General features: G+C 48.9%; 26 protein-coding genes. 14 read left to right on the forward strand and 12 right to left on the reverse strand.

The genetic code is table 11. The annotated features are described in order from the left end of the window. Window positions 1-15: 15 nt before the first annotated feature. Window positions 16-489: a hypothetical protein gene (locus LZP69_RS01230; RefSeq protein WP_234198240.1), complete on the reverse strand. Its 474-nt coding sequence runs from the start codon at window positions 487-489 to the stop codon at window positions 16-18. A gap of 285 nt (window positions 490-774) precedes the next feature. Beyond that, window positions 775-1,434 carry a ribose-5-phosphate isomerase RpiA gene (gene rpiA / locus LZP69_RS01235; RefSeq protein ID WP_234198242.1) on the reverse strand — a complete coding sequence of 220 codons (660 nt, stop codon included), beginning with the start codon at window positions 1,432-1,434 and terminating at the stop codon, window positions 775-777. A gap of 185 nt (window positions 1,435-1,619) precedes the next feature. Here rpiA and LZP69_RS01240 point away from each other — a divergent pair, with 185 nt between their 5' ends. Continuing rightward, a complete protein-coding gene (locus tag LZP69_RS01240; RefSeq protein WP_234198244.1) occupies window positions 1,620-2,594 on the forward strand; it encodes a DUF808 domain-containing protein in 975 nt (324 codons plus the stop codon). Between the two features lie 18 nt (window positions 2,595-2,612). Here LZP69_RS01240 and LZP69_RS01245 read toward each other — a convergent pair whose 3' ends face one another. Beyond that, window positions 2,613-3,506, reverse strand: a complete 894-nt coding sequence (locus tag LZP69_RS01245; protein WP_234198246.1) for a LysR substrate-binding domain-containing protein — start codon at window positions 3,504-3,506, stop codon at window positions 2,613-2,615. Window positions 3,507-3,613: 107 nt separating this feature from the next. On the opposite strand from LZP69_RS01245, the gene LZP69_RS01250 reads away from it, so the two are divergent. The 3 genes from LZP69_RS01250 (at window position 3,614) to LZP69_RS01260 (ending at window position 5,570) form a co-directional block, all read left to right on the forward strand. Continuing rightward, the gene (locus tag LZP69_RS01250; RefSeq protein WP_326490243.1) at window positions 3,614-4,027 is read left to right on the forward strand and encodes a CidA/LrgA family protein; all 414 of its coding nucleotides are present in this window, start codon (window positions 3,614-3,616) and stop codon (window positions 4,025-4,027) included. A 10-nt stretch (window positions 4,028-4,037) separates the two neighbouring features. Continuing rightward, window positions 4,038-4,739 carry an LrgB family protein gene (locus tag LZP69_RS01255; RefSeq protein WP_234198256.1) on the forward strand — a complete coding sequence of 234 codons (702 nt, stop codon included), beginning with the start codon at window positions 4,038-4,040 and terminating at the stop codon, window positions 4,737-4,739. Between the two features lie 270 nt (window positions 4,740-5,009). Beyond that, window positions 5,010-5,570, forward strand: coding sequence for a phosphoribosyltransferase (locus LZP69_RS01260; RefSeq protein WP_234198257.1), 561 nt, complete (start codon window positions 5,010-5,012; stop codon window positions 5,568-5,570). A gap of 113 nt (window positions 5,571-5,683) precedes the next feature. Here the strand turns inward: LZP69_RS01260 and LZP69_RS01265 are convergent, their stop codons facing one another. The 5 genes from LZP69_RS01265 to LZP69_RS01285 form a co-directional block, all read right to left on the reverse strand. After that, window positions 5,684-5,896 (reverse strand): hypothetical protein, encoded by a 213-nt coding sequence (locus LZP69_RS01265; protein WP_234198258.1) that lies wholly within the window; start codon window positions 5,894-5,896, stop codon window positions 5,684-5,686. Window positions 5,897-5,995: 99 nt separating this feature from the next. Continuing rightward, the gene (locus LZP69_RS01270; RefSeq protein WP_234198259.1) at window positions 5,996-8,656 is read right to left on the reverse strand and encodes a M1 family aminopeptidase; all 2,661 of its coding nucleotides are present in this window, start codon (window positions 8,654-8,656) and stop codon (window positions 5,996-5,998) included. 115 nt (window positions 8,657-8,771) lie between these two features. Further along, on the reverse strand, window positions 8,772-9,365 hold the full coding sequence (lpoB, locus tag LZP69_RS01275; RefSeq protein WP_234198261.1) for a penicillin-binding protein activator LpoB: 594 nt from the start codon (window positions 9,363-9,365) through the stop codon (window positions 8,772-8,774). Window positions 9,366-9,390: 25 nt separating this feature from the next. After that, window positions 9,391-10,794, reverse strand: a complete 1,404-nt coding sequence (locus LZP69_RS01280) for a COG3014 family protein (RefSeq protein ID WP_234198262.1) — start codon at window positions 10,792-10,794, stop codon at window positions 9,391-9,393. 79 nt (window positions 10,795-10,873) lie between these two features. Further along, the gene (locus LZP69_RS01285; protein WP_234198264.1) at window positions 10,874-11,083 is read right to left on the reverse strand and encodes a SlyX family protein; all 210 of its coding nucleotides are present in this window, start codon (window positions 11,081-11,083) and stop codon (window positions 10,874-10,876) included. Between the two features lie 346 nt (window positions 11,084-11,429). Between LZP69_RS01285 and fkpA the strand changes: the two genes are divergently transcribed. Both fkpA and LZP69_RS01295 read left to right on the forward strand, forming a co-directional pair. Further along, a complete protein-coding gene (gene fkpA / locus LZP69_RS01290; protein WP_234198265.1) occupies window positions 11,430-12,200 on the forward strand; it encodes an FKBP-type peptidyl-prolyl cis-trans isomerase in 771 nt (256 codons plus the stop codon). A gap of 146 nt (window positions 12,201-12,346) precedes the next feature. Beyond that, window positions 12,347-12,721, forward strand: coding sequence for a YacL family protein (locus tag LZP69_RS01295; RefSeq protein ID WP_234198930.1), 375 nt, complete (start codon window positions 12,347-12,349; stop codon window positions 12,719-12,721). A gap of 41 nt (window positions 12,722-12,762) precedes the next feature. Here LZP69_RS01295 and LZP69_RS01300 read toward each other — a convergent pair whose 3' ends face one another. Then, on the reverse strand, window positions 12,763-13,392 hold the full coding sequence (locus LZP69_RS01300; RefSeq protein ID WP_234198270.1) for a response regulator: 630 nt from the start codon (window positions 13,390-13,392) through the stop codon (window positions 12,763-12,765). 53 nt (window positions 13,393-13,445) lie between these two features. Further along, window positions 13,446-15,149, reverse strand: a complete 1,704-nt coding sequence (narQ, locus tag LZP69_RS01305; RefSeq protein ID WP_234198272.1) for a nitrate/nitrite two-component system sensor histidine kinase NarQ — start codon at window positions 15,147-15,149, stop codon at window positions 13,446-13,448. 243 nt (window positions 15,150-15,392) lie between these two features. Between narQ and nrfA the strand changes: the two genes are divergently transcribed. Beyond that, entirely contained in the window at window positions 15,393-16,793 is a 1,401-nt protein-coding gene (gene nrfA, locus LZP69_RS01310) for an ammonia-forming nitrite reductase cytochrome c552 subunit (protein WP_234198275.1), read from the forward strand. A 79-nt stretch (window positions 16,794-16,872) separates the two neighbouring features. Here nrfA and LZP69_RS01315 read toward each other — a convergent pair whose 3' ends face one another. Next, window positions 16,873-17,415: an isochorismatase family protein gene (locus LZP69_RS01315; RefSeq protein WP_234198277.1), complete on the reverse strand. Its 543-nt coding sequence runs from the start codon at window positions 17,413-17,415 to the stop codon at window positions 16,873-16,875. A gap of 246 nt (window positions 17,416-17,661) precedes the next feature. On the opposite strand from LZP69_RS01315, the gene LZP69_RS01320 reads away from it, so the two are divergent. The 6 genes from LZP69_RS01320 (at window position 17,662) to LZP69_RS01345 (ending at window position 24,788) form a co-directional block, all read left to right on the forward strand. After that, complete coding sequence (locus tag LZP69_RS01320) at window positions 17,662-18,000, forward strand: P-II family nitrogen regulator (protein ID WP_234198281.1); 339 nt, start codon at window positions 17,662-17,664, stop codon at window positions 17,998-18,000. A gap of 12 nt (window positions 18,001-18,012) precedes the next feature. After that, window positions 18,013-19,263, forward strand: coding sequence for an ammonium transporter (locus LZP69_RS01325; RefSeq protein WP_234198282.1), 1,251 nt, complete (start codon window positions 18,013-18,015; stop codon window positions 19,261-19,263). Between the two features lie 184 nt (window positions 19,264-19,447). Continuing rightward, window positions 19,448-19,741 carry a hypothetical protein gene (locus LZP69_RS01330; protein ID WP_234198286.1) on the forward strand — a complete coding sequence of 98 codons (294 nt, stop codon included), beginning with the start codon at window positions 19,448-19,450 and terminating at the stop codon, window positions 19,739-19,741. Between the two features lie 98 nt (window positions 19,742-19,839). Then, window positions 19,840-21,021, forward strand: coding sequence for a tetratricopeptide repeat protein (locus LZP69_RS01335; RefSeq protein WP_234198288.1), 1,182 nt, complete (start codon window positions 19,840-19,842; stop codon window positions 21,019-21,021). 256 nt (window positions 21,022-21,277) lie between these two features. Next, window positions 21,278-22,330, forward strand: coding sequence for a 3-deoxy-7-phosphoheptulonate synthase AroG (gene aroG, locus LZP69_RS01340; RefSeq protein ID WP_234198296.1), 1,053 nt, complete (start codon window positions 21,278-21,280; stop codon window positions 22,328-22,330). Between the two features lie 682 nt (window positions 22,331-23,012). Then, window positions 23,013-24,788, forward strand: a complete 1,776-nt coding sequence (locus LZP69_RS01345) for an ABCB family ABC transporter ATP-binding protein/permease (protein WP_234198298.1) — start codon at window positions 23,013-23,015, stop codon at window positions 24,786-24,788. Window positions 24,789-24,849: 61 nt separating this feature from the next. Here the strand turns inward: LZP69_RS01345 and LZP69_RS01350 are convergent, their stop codons facing one another. Further along, a complete protein-coding gene (locus LZP69_RS01350; protein ID WP_234198300.1) occupies window positions 24,850-25,059 on the reverse strand; it encodes a hypothetical protein in 210 nt (69 codons plus the stop codon). Between the two features lie 195 nt (window positions 25,060-25,254). Between LZP69_RS01350 and LZP69_RS01355 the strand changes: the two genes are divergently transcribed. Beyond that, window positions 25,255-25,995 carry a ferredoxin--NADP reductase gene (locus LZP69_RS01355; RefSeq protein WP_234198302.1) on the forward strand — a complete coding sequence of 247 codons (741 nt, stop codon included), beginning with the start codon at window positions 25,255-25,257 and terminating at the stop codon, window positions 25,993-25,995.

Consider the following 25,995-nt stretch of genomic DNA (forward strand, 5'->3'; position numbering starts at 1 on the left):
GTTAGGGCATTTTGTCTAAAAGCGGTAACCCAGGCTGATAAAAGGGTAACTGCCGCCATCATAGACGTTGTAACTCACCCCGAGGCTGCCCCCCGATGCCCCTTTTTTAGCGAAATGGAATTTGTAGTTGAGAGAGCCGCCCACCTTGTACTCAAATCCCGATGTCATGCCGTAGGGATCGTGCTCCCGCTCGAGACTGACCACGCCTGCATAGAGACCTAAGGAGTGATTGGGCGCGAAATACAGATTGCTTCCTATGCCACCACCACCGCCAAAGTGATCGCCCGGCGATGAGTATCCCATTAATCCGGCAGATAAATAGAGCTCCAGGTTATCGAAGCGCACTGGCAGAAACACCTGAGCGCCAAGACCGCCATACTCAACGCCCAGGCCGACTGCGACCATAGATGCTGGCGTGGCCATAGTCTGCTGTGAAGGCAGCAGGGTAAAGGACAGGATAAAGAATGGGAGCAGGTGAGATTTTTTCAATGTGAATTCCTTCTCAGTTAACTGACGCTTCATCTCATCCCGGAGCCAATAGGGTTATCTGTCTCTCCAGAATGAAAGCGGGTGGTTAAAGATACGAGAGAATATTTTTAATTTTAAGACCTTATTATCATCTTATTTTTGGCCTGGTAATACTCTGGCTGGTTATTTGTGATGGAAGTCATGTTATTAATCTCAATAAAAAGCACTGAATTTTCAGTGCTTTTTTGTCACATGATTTATGTTCTGATAATAGTCGTGAGTGACAAGAGTCAGCGAGAGGCGCTATCAGGCAGTAACGGTTTTCACGCCGTCAGGGGTGCCGACCAGCAGCACATCGGCGCCGCGTTTGGCGAACAGGCCGTTGGTCACCACACCGACTATCTGGTTGATCTTCTCTTCCATCTCTTTCGGGTTGATGATCTTCATGTTGTAGACATCGAGAATGATGTTGCCGTTATCTGTGATAACCCCTTCGCGGTAGACAGGATCGCCGCCCAGTTTTACCAGTTCGCGCGCCACATAGGAGCGTGCCATGGGGATCACCTCAACCGGCAGCGGAAATTCACCTAAGATAGCCACTTCCTTGGTGTTGTCCACGATACAGATAAACTTGTCGGCCACGGCGGAGACGATCTTCTCGCGGGTCAGTGCCGCGCCGCCGCCCTTGATCATATCCATATGGGGATTGATCTCATCGGCACCATCCACGTAGACAGAGAGCTCGTCGACCGAGTTCAGCTCGAAAACCGGAATGCCCAGGGCCTTGAGTTTTGCGGTCGAGGCTTCAGAGCTGGAGACGGCGCCTTCGATATCGGCCTTGATGCTGCCCAGCGCATCGATAAAGTGGTTTACGGTTGAACCGGTTCCGACACCGACTATGCTGTCTTTTTCTACATATTTCAGGGCTGCCCAACCGGCGGCTTTCTTCATTTCATCTTGAGTCATCACTCTTTCCTGTGAGGAAGTTTAGGTCGTTGCCAGCAATTATACCTGCTGTTCCTCCGAGCGGCATGGGAAATGACGAATTTTGTTTTACAGGGTTGGCTTTATTGCTGGTGTTTATCAGCGTTAGTGTGTAATTTATAGCAATAAATACAAGTGGTTATAGCTGTTAATTGTGGGGGGGTAAGATGGCGGGTGCAAGTTTACTGACCTTGCTCGATGATATTGCGGCAATTTTGGATGATGTGGCCCTGATGAGTAAGGTGGCGGCCCGTAAGACTGCCGGGGTACTTGGGGACGATCTTGCCCTCAATGCCCAGCAGGTGAGTGGGGTCAATGCCGACCGCGAGCTGCCCGTGGTCTGGGCGGTGGCCAAGGGGTCGCTGCGCAATAAATGTATCCTGGTACCGGCGGCCTTGCTTATCAGCGCCTTTATCCCCTGGGCTATCACGCCGCTCTTGATGCTCGGTGGCGCCTATCTCTGTTACGAGGGGGCGGAAAAACTGTATCACTCCCTTGCACATGCTGGTAATTCCCATGATAACAATGTTTCTGGCAACAGCACCCATGACAGGCACTCCGAGCAAGAGGAGCTTGAGCTGGCACTTAGGCAGGCGGGGGGCGATATCCGGGCCTTCGAGAAACACAAGGTGACCGGCGCGATCCGCACCGATTTTGTGCTGTCGGCGGAGATCATCGCCATCACCCTGGGTGTGGTCTCAGACAGCAGTTTTCTGACTCAGTTGGTGACCCTGTGCATTATCGGCCTAGTGATGACGATTGGGGTTTACGGCCTGGTTGCCGGTATAGTCAAGCTGGACGATCTCGGCCTCTATCTCAGCCGCCGTCGGGGCGAGGGCGCCCTGGTGCGACTGGGGCGCTATCTGGGTGGCGGACTGGTGAACGCCGCTCCCTATCTGATGCGTGGCCTGACTGTGGTCGGCACCATCGCCATGTTCATGGTGGGCGGTGGGATCCTGACCCACGGCATCCACGCCCTTGGCGAGTTGTTTACTCAGTGGGCGAGTCTGACTGCTCACTGGGCATTTATGGGAACTCTGATCTCTAGCCTGCTGCCGAGTCTGCTCAATACCCTGTTCGGCGTGCTGGCCGGCCTCCTGCTTGTGCTACTTATCTCGGCCGTGGGGCGTTTGCGCGCCTGAGGTCTTGGTGCTGAGTGCTTAACCCTGACTCTCAAGATGCTCTTTGAGCAGGGCAATCATGGCGTCGGCGGCGAAGGAGAGCGGGCGGTTTTTCAGCCAGAACAGGCTCATGCGCCAGCTCAGGTCGGTTTCTGTCAGATCCCGGATGGCGACCCCCTCTGACTGATAGCGCATGGCGATAAATTTCGGCAGTATCATCACCCCTATGTCGGCGGCAACCAGGGCGATACCGAAGTCGGGCTGGTTGACATGGGTGGGATTGGTGATGACGACGCCGGCATTCTCACAGGCATGGATAATCATCTTATGCAGGGTAAATTCCGGCTCGAATAAGATCTGAGCGCAGCCATTGAGCTCCCTCATGGGCACCTGTGTCCGCTTCGCCAACGGGTGACGGCTGGGCAGGACCACCACCATGGGCTCGGTGTGAATGGCGATGCCGGTAAACTCTGCGGTCAGCTCGACGATCCCGGTCGCCAGTTCTATCTCCCCCTGCTGCAATGCCAAGGTTTGCTCCACCCCGCCGCGCACCAGCAGCTGAGTATGGATCTTGGGAAAACGGCGGCGGTATTTAGCGATAATGGGGGCGAACAGCTCGGCGCTGCCCAGTGGCGCCAGGCCCAGTTTCAGCTCACCCTTGTCGAGTCCCTTAAGCCGGTTCAGTTCATCGACGAGCGCCTGTTTGGTGGCCAGCAGTTCTTGGGCATAGTGATAGACAGTCTCGCCGTGTACCGTCAGGCAGATATTAGTGCCGCGTTTGCCCCGAGTGAGTAGCGGCAGTTCCAGCTCACTTTCCAGCTGAGTCAGGGATTTAGACAGGGCAGGCTGGCTGATATGGACTTTGGCCGCCGCCCGGTTAAAGCCGCCACAGTTTACTATCTCGACAAAATAGTGCAGCGCCTTGAGATCCATAATGATTGCTTTTGGTTATCTAGTTTATAAATAATATTCATTTTTTTTATTAAATGTGCAAGGGTAAAATTGGCTTAATCTTAATCACCAAGCCGATGGAAACCCCTTTGCTGTCATTCAAGTCACTCACTCAAGCCCTCCTGCAAGTCGCCTCGCTCTGCCTGCTGGCGTACCTGTCGCAGTATCTGGTGAGTTATTTTGCCCTGCCTCTGCCTGGCGGTGTCTTAGGTCTGGCGGTACTCTTGCTGTTACTGGCGCTGAACTGGGTGCCTGAGCGTTTCGTTGCTTTGGGCGCGACCTGGCTGCTCAGTGAACTGTTACTGTTTTTTATCCCGCCGGTTGTCGCCTCTGTGCATTATGCGCCGCTGTTTGAGCAGTATGGCCTGAACCTGCTGCTGACACTGGTCCTTGGCAGCACCTGCGTCTTGTTGATCACCGGCTTTGTGATCGATCGGGTGTTTCGTTTCGAGCGGCGCCGTAACCGGGCAAGACGGCAGCAGCTGCTGTTAGCCTCTGCCTAGGTAGTCCCTTATGTCGGCTCTGATGCTTTCACAACCTTTGGCGATCTGCTGTCTTATCATCACTATCCTGACCTACTTTGCCAGTAAGGCCCTGTACCGTTGCTGGGGCTTCTGGTGGCTGTCGCCGATGATCTTAACCCCGATCAGCCTGCTGGTATTGGTGGTGTTATTTGCCATCCCGCTGCCCACCTATTTTGCCTACAGTCACTACCTGAGTGCCATGCTGGCGCCAGCGACCATCGCCTTTGCGCTGCCCATCTATCGTGAGCGACACTTGATCGCGCGTTATCCGCTGACCATATGTGTCGGGGTGCTGACCGGGCTGTTGGCGGGCTTGCTCTCCTCCTGGGGACTGGTGAAGTTGATTGCGCTGCCGCCGGAACTCTCCCACAGCCTGCTGGTGCGCTCTGTGTCGACGCCTTTTGCCATCGAGGCCACTACGGCCTTTGGCGGCGTGCCGGATCTGACCGCCATGTTGGTGCTCTTCACTGGGGTGATAGGCATGCTGCTCTGTGGCCTGGTATTTAAGCTGGCTAGGATAAGAAGCGCCCTGGCCAAAGGCGTGGCGTTGGGGGCCTCGGCCCATGGCGCCGGAGTCGCCAAGGCGACCCAGTTGGGGCAGGAAGAGGGGGTCGTCGCCAGCCTGACCATGATCTTTACCGGGATCACTATGGTGTTGGTGGCGCCCCTGTTTGCCTATCTGTTGGTGTAAGCTGTTGGTGAAGCTGTTGGTGGGTGTAAGTTTTTAGGGATTTCAGCTATCCCTTTGAGTAAATATGATTTGTAGCGCTCATTTTTGTTATTAACTACGGCAGGCTGTGATTTTTTAGTATAGAATTCGCCTCCAAAATCCCGCAGTACAAAGTTTTACCGTCTGGCAAACCAATTCGGTCGACTTGTGCTAGGTTGAATTTGGGTAAAGAATAATCTGTAGGATTAGCTTTTCCCTTTGATGCGAAAATAACATGATGGGGATCGTCAGATGTCTGAAAAACGCTTTATTACCGCTCAGGAGCTACTGGAAGATTCGTTTCGTCTGGCGGCGCAAGTTTATGACAGTGGTTTCAGACCACAGTTTATCGTGGGGATCTGGCGTGGCGGCGCACCTATTGGCATCGCTGTGCAGGAATATTTCGACTTTAAGAAGGTTGAAACAGATCATATCGCGGTGCGTACCTCTTCTTATTACGGCATTAATCAGCAGAGCAAGAAGATCAAGGTGCATGGCCTGCACTATATTGTCGAGAACGCCAACGCGACAGACGGCCTGTTAATCGTCGATGATGTGTTTGACTCTGGTCGCAGTATCGAAGCCTTGGTGAACAAGTTGCAGGAGCTGATGCGCCTGAATATGCCGACCGATGTCCGTATCGCTTGTCCTTACTACAAGCCTAAGAACACAGCGGTTGCGATGAAGCCAGATTACTTTATTCATGAGTCGGAAGAGTGGTTGGTCTTCCCCCATGAGGTTTCCGGTCTGTCGCCAGAGGAGCTGGCAGAAGGCAAGGGCGATCTGAAGAATATTAAAGATCTCTTTATCTAAACTGCTCATTATCTTTGGTACAGCCAGCAGAGTAACGAAAAATGCCACCTTCAAAGAGGTGGCATTTTACTTTCTGCTGTCGTAAGCGTTTAGCCCTATGCTGTCGCGAGCGCCTATAAACGGGCGATTTCGTCACCCAGCTGATAAGATTTATCTGTGACTATGGTCTCTAGGGTATTTACCCGGCTCTTTAGTTTATCAAGCTCGGAGCGCAGGGATTCTATCTCTTTACTGTCTTCCCTTGCATGACGCTTGTTAAACTCTTTATAGCCGCTAATGGCAAAGCCACCGATAAGGGCAATGGCAGCTATTTCAAATGGTCCCATCTTTCGCTTCCTTGTTAGTTTGAACAGTCAAGATCTAGCTTTAATCTTAGTCAGTTTATCGGCAAAACTGAACCGATTTTATTGAGCTTACTTTTCCATTTATGGACTGGGGCTCGGACTGGAGCTAGGCGTTAACTGCTGCAAAATGCGCACACACTGTTGCTCGGATTGAATCGACTTCTCTAGCCAGGCTTGGGTGGTAAGGCTCAGGGTGGGATTATCATTGAGTACCCGTTTGAGCCTGTCGATGCCGCCATAGGTGCAATTCATCGGGATCAGATATTGGCCATAGGCGTACATAAAGTCACTGCTGTTGACGCTGTCGAGGTAGGATAACTCCTCCAGGCGCTGCTCGGCTGTGGCTTGGCTCAGTGCCTTTTGTTCACTGGGATAAAGCAGGGCCATGATATCCACTAATTTTGTCAGCATGACGCTGTCGCCATCTGAACTGTGCATTTGGATACGGTTAAACCATTGGCGCTTAAAGTTTGCTTTAGGCTGCGCTACTTCGGCTATCAAGGCAAGGCGTTCGCCCTGGGTACTGTTATCCCGTTTTTTCTCTTCCAGCAGTAGTTCATTGGCCCAGGGGTAATCGTAGCGATTAAGGTGGATAACGATTCTCCAGCGCCGTTTTTGATCCAGCGTTATCCCTTCGAGTTGCTCTTTGCCTTCCAGCAGTGCGGCAAGATGGCTCTTAGCGTGATGGCTCAGTGCCAGTTGCACATAGGTGTCGAACCAGAGGCTTTGCACCTGTGTGCCGGGCGATGTGGTGATGGCAAGGCGCAGAGTCATCTGCTCCAGCGCCCTGAGGGCTCGGCTGCTGTAATGCTGCTGATTGGGATTCATCTGTTCCAGCAGCTCTTTTATCTGATTGATTTTGCCGCTCAATATGCCCAGAACCACAGGGTCACTCTCATGTGGTGCGTTGACAAAGATTGCCCCTAAGAAGCGTTTAAGAGATAGATCGCCGGCAAGCACACTGTCCCACAGGGTTTGCCATAACATGACTCTGAAATTGGGGTCTTCAACCTTGTGCAGTTCTTGCAGCGCAGTCGTCTGTGAAATTGGGTCAAGTTTCACTTTAACGTAACCCCAGTCCTGATAATTGGGGAAAACCAGCGCGGGGCACCTCACGCCTTGAAGACGCTTTATCTCTGTGAGCGGCCCCTTGTAAGTGACCGCCTGATTAAGATTCTGATGCAGGGCATGGCGCCCTATGGTGAACAGGCCCAGTTTGACCTTCTGCTCCCTCAGTGTGGGGTGAGCCTGGGTCGCGCTCTGCTTTATGGCGAGTCGGGTGAGACGACCGTCATTGCATGTAAATTCGGCCTCAATCTGATTAACGCCGCCCTGATAGAGCCAGGTGCGGCTCCATTCATCCAGCGGTCGCTTGGCTGCTTGGGAGAGGGCTGCGATAAACTCGCTGACATCGGCGTTGGTATATTGATGTTGGGTCAGATACTGTTTCAAGCCCAGATTAAAGGCTTTCTCGCCCAGCAGAAAATTCAGCTGAGTTAGAAGGGCAACCCCTTTAGTCACAGTGGCTTCATTCATGTGCTCTTCGAGCAGATGGTCTGAGATCAGGGCTGACTCAATCGGGCGGCTATGACGCCTCTCTTCGGTTTGATAGAGGTTGTGTTTATCCTGATACCAGACCGGAACTGCTTGCTCCCCAACTTGCGCTTTTTTGGCCATCAGACGAGCCAGGCTCTGGCTGAGCCAGTGTTCGTTCCAGCCTCTTGGGGTGACAAGATTGCCTGTCCACTGCTCGGCTAAGGCCTGGAGTGCAATTGCTTTGAACCTCTCTTCACTTGGCAGCGAGAACTCGAAACTGGAAGCCGCGACATTGGCCATGGCGATCTGCCCTATATCGGGCACTAAGATCTGGTCATATTTCGCGAAAGGATAGGCGGTACCGAACTGTTTCTCATAAAAACCTATCGCCTCACCTGTGTGAGTTAACCAGGCCTGTGCATCCTGTTGTGAGGCTATCGATTGCGGCGCATAGAGGCCCAAAGGAAGCGTCTCTGTTTGATGCCAGCTCTGGTAAGGCCCGGCAAAGAGCGAAAAACTGTGGGAGCTGATAGGCGCTGTGGTGGCAAATTGCCACTGGGTATGGGTCGCACCTTGGGTCTTGCTGGCATTAGTTGCGCTAATCACAAGCCATGCCTTGGGGGCGGTGACAGTTAGGCTGAATCTCGCCTTGAGATCGCTCTGGTCAAACAGTGGCATCATCATCTGTGCGTGACTTGGCGCAAATTGAGTATAGAGATAAGCCTTGCCATCGAGCGGGTCTGTGTAACGAATCAATCCTTCATTGGTGCTGCTGTAGGCGCGGGTGAAGCTTAAATCTATCTGGTTGCCGCCTTTATTAAGTAAACCGGCTGAGAGGGTGATCTGTCTGCCGTCATAGTTGGGATAGATGCGGTGACCATTAACACTAAACTGCTGCAGCTGTGCCTGGTTGAAATCCAGCGTTAAGCTCTGGGGATCCTTAAGGTTGAATTCGATACTAGCCTCACCGCTAAAGCTATCATCCTGGGTGATATCGAGTTTTAGTCGGTACTGGAGATCGCTGATGCGTTGACCTCGCTCCCGGGCTATCGAGTCTATATTGCCAATGCTTGCCTGGGTAGCCACAGCCTTATCTGACTCCGCTATATTTGACCCTGCTTTATCTGATTTAGTGGGCTGAGGGCTTTGACAGGCCGTAAGGCTTAAGAAAATGGTGCCAATAATACCAAGCGTAAGCAGTTTCAAAAGCAAATCCTTAGTGCGTCATCCAGAAAAACGTCAGGGAATATCAAACTATATTTTCAGCCTGAGCCCATAAAAAAACCAGCAAAATGCTGGTTTTTTTTGGCTTGCATTGCCTCTACATACCGAAGAGAGACTTTGATTTTACCTTGCGGATCTCTTTTTCATCTGACCATTCGATAAGGCCGGTTTCCAGATCCATCAGACGCATAGTCATCTTGTAATAGACATCTTTGGTGCTGCCATCTTGTTTCACTATGCTGGCCAGATTGCCATAGAGCATGTACTGGGCACCGATTTGACGACCGAAATTGATGGCCGTTGAAGGATCGACCATGCCAGAGTTGTTCTGGTAATCCAGCTGTTTGCGTACTGAGTCCACTTTGGTCATGTCGATAAAGCGGAACTTACCTGAGCGCAGCAGCTTGTTGCTGATAGAGTCGGTTACAGACTCTGTATCTATGTGCTCAGAGGTTTTGTTCTTGATGCTATCGACAAAGATGATAGGTCTTTCATTGGCAGTGATAGCCACAACCGGTGGGAAGGTCAGCATGCTATCGACCATCTTGGCCGCGATGGCTTGTAAGTCGGTAGAACCGAAGTTTTCATTGACTGTCTCTACTTCGGTTGCATCACCATATTGCACCTTGGATTGACAGCCCGCCAGGCCGACAGCCAGTGCAAGGATAAAAAGAAGCTTGAAATTTTTCATAAAAATACCGATTCCTATTAGTAGATTAAATGATTATCGAATAAAAACGGGTGTAATTACCAGTATCTATTATCCAAATTAATGTGGTTTTACCCTGTTGTACATCAATGGTTTGCCTTGCTCCTTGATCCAGTGTAATCCCATAGCGCCCCGCTGCAACGTATTGTCTGGCAATTTGTGCCTGTTTAGGCAAGGTTAACCAACTGCGCCTATCGGCCTGCTCTGTCACTATATTAAAAAGCTGTATGGCCAGCGCGCCGGCATCGAATTGATCATGTTGTCGTTTGGTGTCACTGCGAACACTCTGCGCCATCTCTGCTTTAGCATAGACTCTGGCGGCCTGTCTCACGAGGGCGGCGGGCAATTCCTCTTTGAGCGCCGTGATGGCCAGCGCATCAATATTGGCTATAGGGGAGGCCTTAATCTGGGGCCCTAGCCCAGTTATTTGCCCTGTTGGCACAGACGCCCGTGTGGGGAGATAGGTGGCAAGTGAGGCGGTTTGCCAATTGCCCTGAATACGAAAAGGCACGGTAAAACTTTGCTTTTCTGGCACAAATCCCCGTTCGAGCAACACCACAACCTGACCTTCGGTTTTGGACGGCAGCTTGGCATCGCCCCAGCGTTTCTTAAACTCCTCATATTGAGGCATAGATAAACGCTTGGCTAAACGCACCAGATCCTGTTGCAGATAGGGATTGCTCGGCGTGATTTGTGCCGCCTTGCGATAATCGATAAAGGCATCGTTGGGCTGACCAAGCAGTTCGTAGATAAGACCTGTAGTGTAGTAGCTGTAGGCATTTAAAAAAGAGCTTGTGGTACTGCCCGCGGCGGCAGAGAGCTTATCCATCTCAGCATCGATGGCACCATTGGCCATAGACTGCACCGACTGCATCGATTTTTCGTAACGCGCCTGCTCCATGGCTTGCAATTCGTTACTACGTCTCACCTCCACCAAGGCGCTTTGACTGTCGCCGCTAAGCAGGTAGTTCAGCGCCTGATATTGATGCACCAAAATTCGCTCATAGCCGGGGCCTCGGTAGGGGATCACATTGTCGTTGATAAGTAGGCTGCTGGCATTGGCCCCCAGATCGCTGGCGCTGATCAGCGCCTTATCATCAAATTTTTGATAGGCACTGACGGCCTGTGCATAGTATTGATTACTGGTTTGGAAATCTCCGAGAATTTGCGCGACCCGCCCGGCTTCCTGGGCATAGAGCAGTCCGTCTGCCCCTGCTATTTTGCTATCGAACTGACGATACAGGGGCTCTGATTTAGGGTTGTTGAGCTGTGCCTTTATCGGTGAAATTTGTGATGGATAATTAATCAATATGCTGTTCAGGGCGCAGCCCGATATGCCAAGGCTGAGTATGGCTGTGATAACAGATCGCGTTATTATCTTCTTGGCATCCAGGTTTAGAGAGATAAGCATATCAGGCGCATTTCCTTATATTTTCCTATTCAGATCACCCCATGGCGACAAAGTTCCGTGGGTGAACAAGGCATACAGATTAATAGTGCGGCGGTGGAGTCTCTTCCGCCTGGCTGGCGATATTGCTTGGCTCAACCTGCTGCACCTTGCTGATTAAGATGCGCAGTTTCTCCTGTTGCTCTTCTACGATGCGATTAAGTTTGATCACTTGTTGATCAAGTGCTTCGATTGTACTTTCCTGAAATGCCAGTTTCATCTCAAGATCTTCAATACGTTGTTCTAGTTGCACTTAGCTAGGTCCTTTTGTCAGGCTGGTAGCAAAGGGGTTGGAAAGGGTCCCCAAATGCTGATTTTTGATATCAGAAGAGAGTATACAACGGCTTAGGGGATTTGGTCATGCTAAGCAAACCTTTAGGGGAAATTGACCTTCTGCTAAAAATAGGTGAACTTGTGCTGCCGATGTTTGTCTGTAACTTATCGTCTTATACATCTGCTTAAGGTGAAGCGGTGCAGTGACTTGTATCAAATTAGATTAAACATAAGTAATCTAATTGGTATCTGTTAATTATTAGTATAAAGTGGTTCGTCTTAACGAGTTCAGGGTTTGAGCCCGCAAAATTGCTGAGGAAGCTTTAATGAAGTCTATTTATAAAATGTCTCTGGTTGCGCTGGCGGTAGTCGGTTTAACTGCATGTAATCAAGAAGAAAAATCAAATACAGCACCAGAGGTTAAATTAGAAACTGTTGCCCAGAAGCAAGCTTACAGTGTTGGTGCTTCTATCGGTAAGTATATGTCTGGTCATATAAAGGAGCAGGAAGCCTTAGGTATGCCTGTGGATCGTAGCCTGATCATCGCGGGCTTTAGCAATGGTCTGAGTGACGAGCTAAAACTGAGCGAAGAAGAGATGCAGACAGTGCTGCAGAATCTGGATGAGACCATCAATGAGAAGCGTCAGGCTCAGGCGGCTGAGATAGCCGAGAAAACCAAAGCTGAAAGCGCTGCTTATTTAGAGACAAACAAGGCGAAAGAAGGCGTAACTACTACCGTTTCTGGTTTGCAGTATGAAGTGTTGAAGCAAGCTGATGGTGAGAAGCCTGCTGCGACAGATACAGTTGAAGTGCATTACGTGGGTACCCTGATTGATGGCACTCAGTTCGATAGCTCTGTTGCTCGCGGCGAGCCAGCTAAGTTCCCATTAAATCGCGTGATCCCAGGCTGGACCGAAGGTGTACAGCTGATGTCTGTTGGGTCTAAATACCGCTTCGTTATTCCTGCTGAGCTAGCCTATGGCAGCCGTGATACCGGCAGTATTCCTCCTAACTCGACGCTGATCTTTGAAGTGGAACTGCTCTCTATTGAGAAAGCGGCGACGGCAGCTGCCGAGACCGAAGCGGCGGCAAAGTAATCACATCTTTAAGATGAATAATAAGGGCGCCCGGCGCCCTTTTTTGTGCCTGAGAGAGAGGCACAAGCTTGAAAGATAAACACGCCCTAGGCATTTTCGATCGTCTTAAGTTAAAATTTTCTGAGTACAAGTTTGGATATGCAGCCATGGAATATGAATTTCGTCGCAACAATTTGACCGGCACTCTGATGGCCAATTTTTCCATGGATCATGAGATCATGGGATTGTGGTTTAGCGATGAGCTTGAGGGAAACCGGGAGCTGTTGCAGCAGTTATTGGGAATTATCGCCTCATTACGGAATGGCGCTGTGACCAGCCAGCGCATTGTGGGGAGTGCTATCTCTATCGACCTGGATAATGAGCAGGTTCGGGTGTTTGCCAATGTGCTGGAGACGCAGGAGAGTATCGAGCTCGATGAGTCTATGTCTCTGTATGAAGGGGAATCAGAAGCCTTCTGTGGCTTGGAAGATTTTGAGTCTGCTCTGCTAAGCTGGCAGGAGTTTATCGATGAGCCCAGCTAATTCTGTCGGCTCATCACATCACTGTTTTAGCGGTTTTTCACTTACTGGTTAAGGTAGCGAACGGCCATTTCAGTGCGGGACTTGGCATTTGTCTTACGCAGCAGGTTTTTCACATGGACTTTGACTGTTCCCTCGCTGATATGCAGTTGCTCTGAAATCGTCCTGTTGCTCTTGCCTTCGGCCAACTGCTCTAAGATTTGTCGCTCCCTTGGGGTCAGGCTGTTGAGCCACTCCAGCTCTGCGTCGCTGTCTTTGATTTCCAGCATAAAGGCTTTCACAGATTCAGAGATCACCAGTTGGCCCTGCATCGTCTCCTTGAGCTTTTCCAATAAAAGATCCGGCTCGCTGTCTTTGAGCAGATAACCATCGGCGCCAGCCTTCATAATTCGAATCACATCCTGTTTGGCATCGGAAACCGTTAGGATCACAATTCTGCTGGTGACTCCTTCCTGGCGCATGGCATTGAGGGTGTCTAAGCCTGTCATCCCCTTCATATTGAGATCGAGCAGGACGATGTCGGGTTCATTCTCGGTAATGGCACTTAAGGCATCCAAACCACTACCCGCTTCACCGAACAGGCTGAAGTCACTGTCTGAGTTGATCAATTGGCAGATCCCCCGGCGTAATAGCGGGTGATCATCGACAACTAAAATTGAGTAAGGTTTGCCCATTGTGCACTCCTGAAAATTGGTTGGCTAAAGATTTAATATTCTGATTATTCGCATTATTTCAGCGGCTCTCCCTCTGGAGGGAAGATCAAGCTGACAGTGGTGCCACCGGCATCATTGCCAAAAAAGTGTACCATACCCGAGAGTCGACTGGCGCGTTCGTGCATGATACCTATTCCAAAATGTTGATCGCGTTCTTTTAATTTTTTGATGCCAATACCGTCATCGCTAATGGTGATCTCGACATTGGTATCTTTGATGATACATGATACATGGATCTTTTTAGCGTTGGCATGCTTGATGGCGTTGAGGGTGGCCTCTCGGGTTATCTGTAAAATATGGATATGCTGGTGAGCGCCTAACAGTTGGGTTGGAAGCTTATATTCCAGGGTGATATCCGTACTCGTCTGGCCCCTGAGTTGATCCAGCATCACCTCAATGGCGTGCCTAAGGTTGGGTTCCTTTATGGTCAGGCGGAAGGTGGATAATAACTCCCGCAGTTGAACGTAAGCGGTATTTACTCCTTGGTTTATCTCTTCGAGTTGCTCATCTATCTGCGCGTCATATACCTGTTTTTTGAGGCTTTTGGAAAGCAGACTGACTTGAATCTTCAGGAAAGACAAGAGTTGTCCCAGCGAGTCGTGCAGCTCCCTGGCGATAACGGCGCGCTCCTCCATCAGGGCCAGTTGTTGCCTTTGCTCTCCCGCGTTATGGATCAGGATTGAGCGGGCTAACATGATGGCAAAGTTCTCAAATAACGCATGATTAATCCCGCCATTGGAGCTGACCTCTAAATACCCCAATTCGTTGTCATCGAATCTTAATGGGAAGCGGGTTTGATTGACCTGCTCTGATACCCAGCCTCCTTCGGCCTGGATACATTGGCTGGCCTCTTCGTCATTGGCGAACATGAGTCTCAGATGGGTTTGAGGTTCATGCTCTCTTAGGTGATCTAATGCGTATTTGATCTTGCTGTTTTCCAGCTGGCCGGAGTTGAGCACTATCAGGTTGTCGTAGAGCAGCTTGAGTTCGTTGTTGGCGCGGGTGAGGGCGAAGGTCTTCTCTTTTACTTGTGCTTCGAGATCGCCATAGAGAGTCGAGAGTTCTTTGGCGGTACTGGCGAGCGCATTACTCAGAGAGTTTATCTCTATGTATTGACTTTGAGGTACAGTGATTTCGAAATCTCCCTTGGAGATGGTATTGGCGGCCTCCATCAACTGATCGATTGGAGAGACCAGCTTACGCTTGGTATAGCCCACGGCAAGAAAGGTGATCAACAGCATCAGACCCAGGCCGATAACCTGACTGGCGGCCAGCAGTTTAAGCTTGAAGGCGGCAAACTCTTCGGTTTCCAATACCAGCAGATCGATAGTATCGACAAAGTCTTTGAGCGCGACGGCGTAGTCGCGGGAGTTTTCCGTTTCAATGTAGTGCTTCATCACCTCCCACTTCTGGGCCACCAGCAGATATTGCTCTGCTAAATCGTCAGGCGACAACCAATTGAGCGAGCGTTTGAGCGCATCAGAATAGAGAGTCGCTTCAAACTCACTGATCTTCTCTTTGGCATTCTTACTGCCTGAGTTGGCATAGAACATCAACCGGTAGCTTTGCATCCGCAGTGAGCCGGAAGCATTGATGGCACGGGCATCGCCCAAGCTGTAGACCAGGTTAGCGATAGCGAAGGTAGCCAGCCCGCTGGAAAGTAACGTAAATGTTAACATTAAGCCGAATAGAGTGGCGGTAAGACTGCCTTTTTTCATCAATAAAAACCCGCATTTTTCAGTAAAGATAGAGGTTATCTACTAGTATTTGTTATTTAGCGTTAACTAAAAAATTAACATTTTGATAAAAATGTGAAGTACAACACGCGCACACTTTGATCTAGCTCAATTTTTCTTATGGATACCCCTTTGGGGGTATGTCTAACCCAAAAGCTAATCGCTAACTTTGCCTACGAGATGATGTAGTTATCTAGCTATGATAAAAAGTAACATGGAGATGAGATGGTGAGAACATTAACGAACAAAACCTTTGCACTAAGTGCTTTGGTCACCGCCAGTTTAATGGTCGGCGGTGTGATGGCCAGCGATAAAACTGAGCCTCGTAATGAAGTGTTTAAAGATAAATTCGCTAAACAGTATCAAAGCTGGCATGACACGGCAGAAAGCAAAGAGGTTATCGATGCGTTAGAGGCGGATCCTAATCTGGTTGTGCTGTGGGCTGGTTATGGTTTTGCAAAAGACTATAACAAGGCGCGCGGTCATATGTATGCTGTGACCGATGTGCGTAACACGCTACGTACAGGGGCTCCAACTTCGGCAGAAGATGGTCCAATGCCAATGGCTTGCTGGTCTTGTAAGAGCCCAGATGTACCACGGGTGATTGAAGAGCAAGGCGAAGATGGCTATTTCAAAGGTAAGTGGGCAAAAGGTGGTGCAGAAATCGTTAACACTATTGGCTGTGCCGACTGTCACGAAAAAGGCTCACCTAAACTACGTATGTCACGTCCATTTGCCGAGCGCGGTATGGCTGCGTTAGGTACGCCATTTGATAAGGCATCGCGTAAAGACAAGCAGTCCATGGTGTGTGGCCAGTGTCACGTCGAATACTATTTTGAGAAGACTGCCGAGCATAAAGGCTTTGTTAAATTCCCGTGGGACATGGGAACCACTGTTGAATCAATGGAAGTTTACTATGATAACCTCCAGTTCAGCGATTGGACCCATGCCGTATCTAAGACTCCAATGCTTAAAGCGCAACATCCAGGGTATGAAACATGGCAGCTAGGTATGCACGGCAAAAACAACGTGAGTTGTGTTGACTGTCACATGCCTAAAGTCACCAATGCGGAAGGCCGTAAGTTCACTGACCATAAAGTGGGTAACCCATTTGATCGTTTCGAAGAAACTTGTGGTACTTGTCATGAGCAAAGCAAAGAGTTCATGGTGAACTTGGATAAAGAGCGTAAAGCGAAAGTGAAGCAGATTCAGCTGAAAGCAGAAGAGCAACTGGTTAAGGCGCACTTCGAAGCGGGTGCGGCCTGGAAAGCAGGTGCTACTGAAGCCGAGATGAAGCCAATTCTGACCGATATCCGCCACGCTCAATGGCGCTGGGATTATGCGATCGCCTCTCATGGTGTGGCTTCTCATGCACCTGATGAAGCCTTGCGTGTACTGGGAACAGCAGTAGATAAAGCAGCAGATGCCCGTGTAAAATTGGCGCAACTGTTAGCGGCTAAAGGTGTTAAACAGCCTATCGCATTACCAGATATCTCGACTAAGGCTAAGGCGCAAGCTGCACTTGGTATGGATATGAAGAAGATGAATGCCGATAAAGAAGACTTCAAGAAGAACATTCTGCCTAAGTGGGACGCAGAAGCGAAGAAACGCGAAGCGACTTACTAATCGCACTGTTTAATTGATTGTTTAAAAGCCCTGGTCGATGATCAGGGCTTTTTTATTGAATCAAATCAAAAAAGAGACCTTATTTGATCATCTTAAGCAGGGCTTTGAAACGATCGCCTCTGGCTTCCTGTTGTAGTTCAAAAAGCAATGATTCAGTGTTGGTCACCTTAGCACCATATTGAGTCATCATGGTTATGCCCAGTTGCTTATTTTCCAGGGTGCGCGAAGAGACGCCATCGACCAGAATGTGTACATCAAAGTCGTTATCCTGCAGGTCGCGGCAGGTCTGATAGACGCAGATGTGGGTTTCAATTCCCGCCAGCAGTACTTGCCTCCTGCCCATGCCAGTTATCGCATCACGAAATTCACCACTATGCCATGCACTAAAATGGGCTTTGGTAATGGGCTTATGTCGAGGTTGCAAGCACTCTTGTAATCTAGGGCTGGTGGGGCCGAGTTTGTCCGGCAGCTGTTCAAGATAGAGAATAGGGATCTCCAGCAGATCTACGGCATTGACCAAAGTGCATAAAGTTTGCTCAAGTTGTTCAGCCTTATGCATTATCTGGGCGAGCCTTCCCTGTACATCGACTATGAGTAGTACGCATTCCTCAGGTTTTAACATCTTATCCTCCTGTCATTGAGCCCTAAGCATACCTGGTTTGCCACATTAGCCAATCCGTCTTAGGTCGAACAAGTTTGCCCATGTTTTGTGCGAATCATGCATGTATGCACCAGGTTTGTGCATAAATTAACCGTGTTTGTTGTGGATTTTTATTTATTTTACTGTATTTAAAGGTTTTTTATTTTTGGCCTAATGCTTGAATTAACTTTTGCATAACAAAACTACAATGACGAGTCGGAGGCTGGAATGAAACTAATCAGCGCAATAATCAAACCATTTAAATTGGATGATGTGCGAGAGGCGATTGCTGGACTGGGCATAGAGGGAATGACAGTCACAGAAGTCAAGGGATTTGGACGTCAAAAAGGCCACACCGAGCTCTATCGTGGTGCAGAGTATCAGGTCGACTTTTTACCTAAAGTCAGACTCGATATCGCGACGAAAGCCGAAAATGTGGATCACTTGATTGAGTCCATAGTGACGGCGGCCCGAACCGGAAAGATAGGTGACGGTAAGATTTTTGTGACGGATTTGGATCAGGTGATCCGTATCCGTACCGGCGAACTTGATAACGAAGCACTTTAAGAGGATAAGATAATGGAAGAGTTAAAGGCATTAGGCGCAACAGTGACAGAGTTGCGATTCGCATTGGATACATTCTACTTTCTTATTTCGGGTGCGCTGGTGATGTGGATGGCGGCGGGTTTTGCCATGCTTGAGGCGGGACTGGTTCGCTCTAAAAATACCACAGAGATCCTCACCAAGAATGTGTGTCTCTACTCCATCGCCTGCATCATGTACCTGATAGTGGGTTACAACATCATGTATGTGGACAATGCTGAGGCGGGCTGGCTGCCATCCCTGGGTGGTTTAATTGGCTCACAAGCGGCGGATGCGGATCATGCCCTAGAATCAGATTTCTTCTTCCAGGTGGTGTTTGTAGCAACGGCTATGTCAATCGTGTCTGGCGCCGTTGCTGAGCGCATGAAGCTATGGGCTTTTCTGCTCTTCTCTGTGGTGATGACGGCGGTTATCTACCCTGTTGAAGGTTACTGGACCTGGGGCGGCGGTTTCCTCTCTGCAGCCGGTTTCTTCGATTTCGCTGGTAGCGGTATTGTTCACATGGCTGGTGCTTCTGCGGCAGTTGCAGGCGTGTTACTGCTGGGCGCCCGTAAAGGAAAATATGGCCCTAATGGTCAGGTGAATCCCATCCCAGGTTCTAACCTGCCGATGGCAACCTTGGGGATGTTTATCCTGTGGATGGGCTGGTTTGGCTTCAACGGTGGCTCACAGCTGCTGGTTTCCGATGCAGAAAACGCCTCTGCTGTTGCGAAAATTTTCGTCAATACCAATTCTGCGGCGGCCTTTGGTTCAGTCTCGGCGCTTATCGTCTGTAAGATGGTGTGGGGTAAGGCAGACTTAACTATGATCCTAAACGGTGCATTGGCAGGACTGGTGGCGATTACAGCAGACCCATTGTCTCCCTCATTGCCTCTGGCTGGCGTGATAGGTCTGGTTGCCGGTGGCTTGGTGGTCTTTTCCATAGTGATGTTTGACCGCGTTAAGATAGACGATCCAGTGGGTGCGATTTCGGTGCATGGCGTGGCGGGTCTGTTTGGTCTTCTGGTTGTGCCGGTTTCCAATGCCGATGCGACCTTGTTGGGACAACTCTATGGCGCCGGTGTTATTTTCGCTTGGGTATTTGCGGCTTCACTGGTGGTTTGGTATGTCCTTAAGGTGACCATGGGGATCCGTGTTACTGAGGAGGAAGAGTATAACGGTATGGATGCATCCGATTGTGGTATCGATGCCTATCCTGAGTTTGTCTCGCTTAAGAGCGCGAGCTGATCGAATACTTCTTTAGCTTACTGATTAATTGATATTAAGAGTCTTAGTGGTTAACACTGAGACTCTTTTTTATTCTATGATGATCTTCTCTTTAGTCAGGAGAAGAAAGATGCGAGAAATGGGCAGGATTTTATCCTTGCGGAGGATTTTATTCTCAAGAAGTTTTTTCCTCTGTGTACTAGCAATGAGCTGCCTAAGCATTAGCCATCTTGCTTTTGCTGGCGAGGTGGTGGTGCGTAAGTCTAGCGAGGCTTTCGATGCGTTTGCCGTTAAGCAGCAGGTGCTTAAGGAGCATCACTGGCGAGAGTTACTCAGAATGCAGCAACAGATAGAGATATTGCAGGCATTACCTAGCGGTTGTCTGTTTAGCCAAGGGGAGGCAAGCTATTTTCTTTGTGCTGGGGGGAGCTATCTTCCTTACCTGTATTCAGATCCCCAAGGGGGTGAACGTGAGGTCTATATTCGCGTAGCACCCTGAAATAAATGGGGTCGCTCATAATTTGTAACCCTTTGAGCGGGCAAAATGCTTAAGGTCTTTTATGCTTAATTTATGATTCGATAATATAGATTGAGTTTATGGAGTCTACATTTTCTTTTATCGGCTTAGTGGCATGCTTGTTAGTTGGCTCCTTGCTGCAGGGATGCGCTTCGGACACAAGCGCCAAGTTAGACGATGTCGAGCAATATTTTCTCGACCAACATTTCGAAACGGTTCCCGATCTCATTGGTTCCTCTGAGCTATTTTCTCTTTCTCCTGAAAGTGCGCAAATCTTGAGGCAAGAGTTCAATCGAAGCCGGATCTCAAGGGATTATGTACTTGCTACCCAGTGGTTGGCCGATTACATCGATGCGCCAAATGGGGGTTTCGAGTACCGCGATAATGTCACTCGTATTGCGCAAACGACTTTCGATAGCCGGGAGGGGAACTGCATGTCCTTGGTGCTGGTCACCGCAGCCATGGCAGAGATACTGGATATTGAGGTTGAGTTTCAGGAGATAGAGGTTCCGCCCGTCTGGGATAAGCAGGGGGATTTCTACTTAGTCAATGGCCATATCAATCTACTTTTGATCCCCAAAGAAGTTCCAAACACTTATTTCGCGTCAAAAAATGCGATTCAGGTGGATTTTGTCCCAGAGCAGACAGTGCGCAGCTACCGAAAAACTGTCATAGATAAGACCATGGTGATGGCGATGTTTTATAACAATATCGCCGCAGAATCTATGGTGATGGGTCAGTACGACAGGGCCTATGCCTATATTAAGCAGAGCCTGTTGATCAAATCAGATTTTGTCCCCGCCTTAAATACCCTGGCCATCTTATACCGTTACAAGGGACTGGAAGAGGCGGCGGAGCGTCTATATAAGGCGGCTTTAACGCTAGAGGGTGAAGATCTTAATACCCTCTATAATTATGCCCTGTTATTGTCGCGACAAAATCGCCTAACTGAGTGGGCCGGTATTCACAAAACACTCGAACTGGCTCGAATACGTAATCCTTATTATTACTATGATATGGGGGAGCGAGCCTATGCTCAAAGGGAGTATAAAACCGCTGCACGTTGGTATCGGCGAGCAATAGAGAAGGCGGATTACCGTCATGAGTTTTATTTTGCGCTCTCCCGTGTCAATTGGCTGATTGGTGATCAGGAGCAGGCTCGGCTCAACTTGCAAAAGGCCGTGAGTTTAACCACAGATAACACCAATAAGAGGCGCTACCAGGTAAAATTGCAGGCGATGAAACAGCAAATGCCTCATTAGACTGATGTAGGGGAACAGTGGAATCGCAAGTTTTAGGTTCGAATGGCGATATCAGATTTGAAATCAAGCATGATTAATGACTGATTTTAAGCCGATTTATTAGGCTAAAATATTTAAAATTGATAATTAAATAGATAACAGATAGCGCCTGTTCTATTTGGAATAGTCCGGTTGCATTGCCGGGCAATACTGGCTAAATTGATGCTCAAGCGCGAATTTACGCTTATTTTATCGTTAGCCGGAGTATGGACTTACTATGTATTATCAAACCGACGATGTACGCATCAATAAAATTAAAGAATTATTACCACCCATTGCGATACTCGAACGATTTCCAGCTACCGAAAATGCTTCATCGACAGTGTTTAATGCCCGTCAAAACATCCATGAGATCCTACAGCAGCGTGATGACCGCCTGCTGGTGGTGATAGGTCCTTGCTCCATTCACGATCCTAAGGCCGCCTTGGAATATGGTGAGCGATTAGTTAAGTTGCGTGAGCAGTACAAAGATCAGCTTGAAATTGTTATGCGCGTCTATTTTGAGAAGCCCCGTACGACAGTGGGGTGGAAAGGATTGATCAATGACCCTTACATGGATAACAGCTTTAAGCTCAATGATGGCCTGCGCACCGCCCGTAAACTGCTTCTCGATTTAAATGATTTAGGCTTGCCGACTGCGGGTGAATTTTTAGATATGATAACCCCGCAATATGTCGCCGATTTGATGTGTTGGGGAGCCATTGGCGCGCGAACCACTGAGTCACAGGTTCACAGAGAATTAGCCTCGGGCTTATCTTGCCCTGTTGGTTTTAAAAATGGGACGGATGGCACCATTAAAGTGGCCATAGATGCGATAGGCGCTGCCAGTGCGCCGCACCATTTCTTGTCGGTCACTAAGTATGGTCATTCGGCCATTGTCTCCACTAAAGGTAACCCAGATTGCCACATCATTTTACGTGGTGGTAAAACCCCTAACTACAGTGCCGAACATGTACAAGCTATTCGTGAGCAGTTGGATAAGGCTAAGTTACCGGCGAATATTATGGTGGATTTCAGCCATGCGAATAGCAGCAAACAGTATCAGAGACAGATGCTGGTCGCTAAAGATGTGGCGGGGCAGATCAGCGCCGGAGAGAGGGCGATTTTTGGTGTTATGGTCGAAAGTCACCTAGTCGAGGGACGTCAGGATTATGTCGAAGGGCAGGCTTTGTGTTACGGGCAGAGCATTACCGATGCTTGTATCGGTTGGCAGGACACAGAAAGCCTGCTGGCACAGCTGAATCAGAGTGTGCTTAATCGACGCGGCTAACTAAATCGACACGGTTAATTGGATCGGCTGAGCAAGCTTAGGTTTTAAAGACGATAAAGGGCTTGGTAATAAAAAAGGAAGCGGTGAGCTTCCTTTTTTATTGGTATTGCGAAAACCTACTTAGAGAGTTGTTTTACAATATATTCGTTGGCTTTTGCGAGACTACCAAAAGACGATATCAAATTGTATTGCCCTTTTTGTTGGATTTCTGGACTATTTGATTCTGTCATCATCCATACCCATGTCTGTATCAGTGGCAGAGGTGGGTATTGAGCTTCAGATGATTGTGGCATATCGGCTTCCTTTAATGAGATTGTGGGATAACCCCGATTTATTTTTGCCAAAAATTGTTACCTTGGCGTTACATTTAGATTACCAAAATGCGCTCAAAGAAATAACTGTTATTTTTTCTAATTTGGTACCCTTTTGTAAATTTTTTAGTTGGTCTAATATTTTTTGCTATTTTCTCGCATAAAAATAATGGAAAAAACTTATTTGTTAGTGGTTTGCACTCTTTCATAGCGGAGAAAGTGAGTACCGATTGGTGAATGTGCCAGAGAAAGGAATAGATTGCTTGATTTACTTAGTTAAGTATCTGATTTGTCGCCGCTAAAATCTTACGGATTTAGCAGGCTTTCGTTTTACATCGTCTAGACGACAGTATGCAGTCGTTGGAGAAGTTATGCGTCCTACGCTCTATTTTGATGGCCCTATTGATAAATTAAACTGGCATGTCCTTAAGCTGTTATGGCCCTATCTGCTGGAATTTAAAGGACGCGTGATTTTGGCGCTTCTCTGTTTAGTCGTTGCGAAACTGGCCAGTGTTGGCTTGCCATTTGTGCTTAAGGACCTAGTGGATACCCTAAGTGCTGCATCGACGACTCAGCTGCTAAGTGTACCCATCGCCCTAGTGATCGCCTATGGCGCGATGCGACTGCTGAATACGGTGATTTCTGAGGTGCGCGATACTCTGTTTGGTCGGGTGACAGAGCGGGCCATTCGGCGTCTGGGTTTATCGGTTTTTGAACATCTGCATCGGCTGGACTTAGCCTTTCATCTGGAGCGGCGAACGGGCGGTTTATCACGGGATATTGAGAGAGGTACCAGCGGTGTCAGCTTTCTGATGCGGTTCATGGTATTTAATATTGTGCCTACCCTGCTGGAGATCGCCATGGTGGTTGGCATACTGTTTTATAACTATGGCTGGAATTTTGCTCTTATCACGCTAACGGCCGTGGCCGCCTATATCTTGTTTTCCGTGATGGCGACTGAATGGCGTACTGGCTTTGTGCGTGAAGCGGCTCAGGCCGACTCGAGATCCAATACCCGAGCCATCGATAGCCTGTTGAATTATGAAACAGTCAAATACTTCAATAATGAAGCCTATGAATCGCAAAAATATGATGAGGCGTTGACGGATTGGGAAATAGCGAAACGTAAGAATCGTTTGTCACTCTTTGCATTAAATGCGGGACAGGCTCTTATCATCTCGTTAGCCATGACGTTTATGTTGGCCCTGGCGGCCGAACATGTGACCCATGGAAAGATGACCATAGGTGACTTTGTGCTGATTAACGCCTTCATGATGCAGCTCTTTATGCCTCTGAACTTCTTAGGTTTTGTATATCGTGAGATCCGTGGTGCCTTGGCGAACATTGAGCGGATGTTTTCCCTATTGGACAGGGTGCCCAAAGTACAAGACAGCCTAGATGCTACTAGCCCTGAGATAGTCCAAGGCAGCTTGCGTTTTGAGCATGTCAGTTTTAATTATGATGGCCGCCCCATATTAGATGATGTGAGTTTTGAACTGCCTGCCGGCCATAAAGTGGCCATTGTCGGCGACAGCGGCGCGGGTAAATCCACCATAGTTAAGTTGCTGTTTCGCTTTTATGAGGCGCAGCAAGGTCGAATTCTCATCGATGGTCATGATATCACTGGCCTAACTCAAGATGCCCTGCGCCAAGCCATTGCCATAGTGCCGCAGGACACAGTGCTGTTTAATGACTCGCTATTGGAAAATATTCGTTATGGTCTGCCAGGTGCCAGCGATGAGCAGGTAAAGCAGGCGATAGAGCTTGCGCACCTGTCGGGTTTTATTGCTCAGCTCAGTGATGGTTGGCATACCAAGGTCGGAGAGAGGGGGTTAAAGCTCTCGGGTGGGGAGAAGCAGAGAGTCGCGATTGCCAGGGCTATTTTAAAGGGGTCGCCATTATTGGTGTTTGATGAGGCCACTTCGTCATTGGATAGTCACTCTGAGCAAGCGATATTGAGTGCGCTCAGGGAGATGGAGAAGGGTCATACAAGTTTAGTGATCGCTCACCGTCTCTCAACCATAGTGGATGCGGATCAAATTTTGGTCTTGAGTCAGGGGAAAATCGTTGAGCGTGGAACCCATCAAGAATTACTCCATGCCAAAGGTCTGTATCATAAGCTGTGGACAGTACAACATCAGCATTGAGGCAGGGTAAGGCTTAAAGGCAAGGCTAAGCAGCTAGGTGAATAACAGCCTAGCTGGGGATTTATGCCGATCTTGAAGAGGCGAGCACTTTCCAGTTACTGCAGAGCAGAGTCAGCTTACTGCTCTGCTGCTCACAAGGGATTAAACGAATCACTTCGCCTGCCTTAAAGCAGATATTTTCACCTTCAATCACAGTTAAGCGCTCACAACTTTGGCAGCTCATAGAGAGGGGTTTACAACTGCTTTTCGAACCGAAAAATGAATCACTCATTAGTCTCTCCTTCATTTGACCTGTGTCACACATTTTACTGTTTCGTGAGTGGCTAATATAGTCGACTCTGGCTCATAAATATAGGGTTTTCTGAGGAATATTCAGAGGTGATCCCCTTGGTTGTCTTGACTATGAGTTGAATAACCTTAATGATGAAACTAACAGAGAGGTAAATGCTAAAGGGTGAGGTGGCGTATGTGGGGGGAAGCTAAGGTTGTCGAACGGATAGACTGGAACGACAAGCTATTTACTTTAAAGCTGGCCGCCGAGATAGGTGACTTTATTCCGGGGCAATTTATCAAGTTGTCGCAACAGATTGGTGGTAAGCGAGTAGCAAGAGCCTACTCCTTAGTGAATGCGCCATCGGATGAGTATGTCGAAGTGTTAGCCGTGAGCGTCAACGATGGGGTGTTGTCGCCAAATCTGAACGCCTTGAAAGTGGGCGATACTATCGAAATCACCACTAAAGCCGCAGGCTATATGACCTTAGATGAGCTGCCTGAGCAGGGGCGTCATTTGTGGTTCTTTTCAACGGGCACAGCTGTTGGCCCTTTTATCTCCATGATGCGAACCCAGCAGCCTTGGAAAAGATTCGAGAAAGTGGTGTTGGTTTATGGTGTCAGGTATGCCAATGACCTTGCCTATTTGGCGGAGTTACAGGCGCTGGAGGCGAAATATTCGCAGCAGTTTTCTTTGATAACCTCTGTGACGCGGGAAGCATCAGATGGGGCACTTTCACTGCGTATTACCGATGGATTAATTTCGGGCATAATCGAAGATATGGCGGGCGTAACCATTACCCCGGAAGATTCTCAGGTCATGATTTGTGGGCACCCGCAGATGATAGTGGATCTGAATGAACTGTTAAAAGCCCGAGGACTTGAGAAAAATCTACGCAGGGCGCCGGGCCAGATCACTGTCGAGAAATATTGGTAA

Origin of the sequence: Shewanella sp. AS1, assembly GCF_021412565.1 — a bacterium.
GTDB lineage: Bacteria > Pseudomonadota > Gammaproteobacteria > Enterobacterales > Shewanellaceae > Shewanella.

Excerpts from the sequence above, each read along its gene's own strand:
- LZP69_RS01325 (WP_234198282.1), top strand. The coding sequence starts at position 18,013 with ATGGAAGAGTTAAAGGCATTAGGCGCAACAGTGACAGAGTTGCGATTC.
- LZP69_RS01355 (WP_234198302.1), top strand. The coding sequence starts at position 25,255 with ATGTGGGGGGAAGCTAAGGTTGTCGAACGGATAGACTGGAACGACAAG.
- LZP69_RS01280 (WP_234198262.1), bottom strand. The coding sequence starts at position 10,794 with ATGCTTATCTCTCTAAACCTGGATGCCAAGAAGATAATAACGCGATCT.
- LZP69_RS01345 (WP_234198298.1), top strand. The coding sequence starts at position 23,013 with ATGCGTCCTACGCTCTATTTTGATGGCCCTATTGATAAATTAAACTGG.
- lpoB (WP_234198261.1), bottom strand. The coding sequence starts at position 9,365 with ATGAAAAATTTCAAGCTTCTTTTTATCCTTGCACTGGCTGTCGGCCTG.
- LZP69_RS01350 (WP_234198300.1), bottom strand. The coding sequence starts at position 25,059 with ATGAGTGATTCATTTTTCGGTTCGAAAAGCAGTTGTAAACCCCTCTCT.
- LZP69_RS01265 (WP_234198258.1), bottom strand. The coding sequence starts at position 5,896 with ATGGGACCATTTGAAATAGCTGCCATTGCCCTTATCGGTGGCTTTGCC.
- LZP69_RS01240 (WP_234198244.1), top strand. The coding sequence starts at position 1,620 with ATGGCGGGTGCAAGTTTACTGACCTTGCTCGATGATATTGCGGCAATT.
- LZP69_RS01315 (WP_234198277.1), bottom strand. The coding sequence starts at position 17,415 with ATGTTAAAACCTGAGGAATGCGTACTACTCATAGTCGATGTACAGGGA.
- LZP69_RS01245 (WP_234198246.1), bottom strand. The coding sequence starts at position 3,506 with ATGGATCTCAAGGCGCTGCACTATTTTGTCGAGATAGTAAACTGTGGC.
- narQ (WP_234198272.1), bottom strand. The coding sequence starts at position 15,149 with ATGAAAAAAGGCAGTCTTACCGCCACTCTATTCGGCTTAATGTTAACA.
- nrfA (WP_234198275.1), top strand. The coding sequence starts at position 15,393 with ATGGTGAGAACATTAACGAACAAAACCTTTGCACTAAGTGCTTTGGTC.
- LZP69_RS01295 (WP_234198930.1), top strand. The coding sequence starts at position 12,347 with ATGGAATATGAATTTCGTCGCAACAATTTGACCGGCACTCTGATGGCC.
- rpiA (WP_234198242.1), bottom strand. The coding sequence starts at position 1,434 with ATGACTCAAGATGAAATGAAGAAAGCCGCCGGTTGGGCAGCCCTGAAA.
- LZP69_RS01300 (WP_234198270.1), bottom strand. The coding sequence starts at position 13,392 with ATGGGCAAACCTTACTCAATTTTAGTTGTCGATGATCACCCGCTATTA.
- LZP69_RS01330 (WP_234198286.1), top strand. The coding sequence starts at position 19,448 with ATGAGCTGCCTAAGCATTAGCCATCTTGCTTTTGCTGGCGAGGTGGTG.
- LZP69_RS01255 (WP_234198256.1), top strand. The coding sequence starts at position 4,038 with ATGTCGGCTCTGATGCTTTCACAACCTTTGGCGATCTGCTGTCTTATC.
- fkpA (WP_234198265.1), top strand. The coding sequence starts at position 11,430 with ATGAAGTCTATTTATAAAATGTCTCTGGTTGCGCTGGCGGTAGTCGGT.
- aroG (WP_234198296.1), top strand. The coding sequence starts at position 21,278 with ATGTATTATCAAACCGACGATGTACGCATCAATAAAATTAAAGAATTA.
- LZP69_RS01335 (WP_234198288.1), top strand. The coding sequence starts at position 19,840 with ATGGAGTCTACATTTTCTTTTATCGGCTTAGTGGCATGCTTGTTAGTT.
- LZP69_RS01260 (WP_234198257.1), top strand. The coding sequence starts at position 5,010 with ATGTCTGAAAAACGCTTTATTACCGCTCAGGAGCTACTGGAAGATTCG.
- LZP69_RS01320 (WP_234198281.1), top strand. The coding sequence starts at position 17,662 with ATGAAACTAATCAGCGCAATAATCAAACCATTTAAATTGGATGATGTG.